The sequence below is a fragment of the Actinomycetota bacterium genome (assembly GCA_009923495.1).
GTDB lineage: Bacteria > Actinomycetota > Actinomycetes > S36-B12 > UBA5976 > UBA5976.
The window spans coordinates 1-1,560 of sequence record RFTJ01000049.1; the positions used below are offsets into that span (position 1 = coordinate 1).

General features: G+C 50.3%; 2 protein-coding genes. Both read left to right on the plus strand.

What is annotated here, in order from left to right; translation table 11 throughout:
• On the plus strand, window positions 1–604 hold a 604-nt coding region (locus tag EBS36_07420), incomplete at its 5' end, for a hypothetical protein (GenBank protein NBU32977.1).
• A 154-nt stretch (window positions 605–758) separates the two neighbouring features.
• Window positions 759–1,560 (plus strand): hypothetical protein (locus EBS36_07425; GenBank protein ID NBU32978.1); only part of this gene is annotated, 802 nt, incomplete at its 3' end.

The window sequence follows — 1,560 nt, forward strand, 5'->3', positions numbered from 1 at the left end:
GGCAACAGGCGCAGATGCAATAAATTCTAGCCCGACATACAGGGCGGCGGTTGCTGAGACAGGTACAGGCGCAGATGCGATAACTGCGGGGTTGGTTTACACCTCGGTTATAGCTGAGACAGGGTCAGGGTCAGATGCGATAAGTGTTGCGGCTACGTTTGGGGCGGCGGTAGTAGAGACAGGAACAGGATCAGATTCCGTAAGCGCGTTGGCAACATTTGGAGCAGCGCTAAGCGATACGGCTACGATACTGGATGCAATTTCTGCATTGGTTAGTGTTTTTGCAGCAGTCAGTGAAACAGGTACGGGGGCGGATGCAGTTAGTGCAAAAGCCACGTTTGGTTCTGCGGTCAGTGAGTCAAGTACAGGTAGCGATGCAATAAGCGCCATTCCGACATACGGGGTGTCAGTCAGCGAGGTGGCTACGGGTGCAGATGCAGTGTCATCGACTCCAACTTTTGGCTGTACTGTGAGCGAAGCGGCGGCAGCACTGGACGCGGTTGCTTCAGCGTTTGCGTTCTTTGCTAGTGTTTCAGAAACGGCTACAGGTGCAGGCGGCGGCGGTGTTTATTTCTTCAATCACAGAATTAGCCACAATCATTGATTTGGTTGGCGGGCGAAAATTGTGGGAAGATATAGATGACAATCAAGTCGCAAACTGGCAAAATATTGATACAGTGCAGTCTTCGGGCTGGGCAATGATTGATGACACTCAAAGTGCTGGGTGGACTGAGATCAATACGATATAGGAGCATTAAATGGCAACGGCATATACATCACTTTTGGGCTTTGCCCTTCCAGTTACAGGTGAACTTTCGGGCACATGGGGAGATACAGTTAATGCCTCCATCACGCAGCTTGAAGAAGATGCTATTGCCGGGGTTGCTACAGCAAGTGTAGCGTCTGGCAACTGGACGCTTTCCACCACAGGTTCTGGCGCATCAAACGAAGCGCGTAAAGCCATCCTAATCCCCACAGGTTCTCCCGGCGTATCAAGAAACATTCTTGCGCCAAACTCCAGCAAAGCTTACATCGTAGTCAACCAGTCTAATGCCGCAGTGGTGTTAAAGGGTTCAACTGGCCCGACCACAGGCGTGACGATTGCTACTGGAACAACCGCTCTTTGCGCTTGGAACGGTTCTGACTTTGTTATTGTTTCCCAAAACCTTGGCAACGCATCGGGTACTTTGGCTGTTGCAAACGGCGGTACTGGCGTAACTTCATCTACTGGTACAGGCTCTGTTGTTCTATCAAATAGCCCCACGTTGGTGACTCCTGCTTTGGGAACCCCCGCTAGCGGCACTCTGACAAATGCGACTGGCTTGCCAATTTCAACTGGCGTGTCTGGTTTGGGCACTAACGTTGCCACGTGGTTAGGTACACCAACAAGCACTAACTTGATTTCTGTCGTTTCTGATGAAACAGGATCGGGCGTTTTGGTATTTAACAATACGCCAGCTTTGACAAACCCCACAGTCACCAATTACGTTGAAACGCCATTCTCTGCTAATAGTTCTACTGCAATCACATTAGCTCTAACCAACGGCACAGTACAAATCA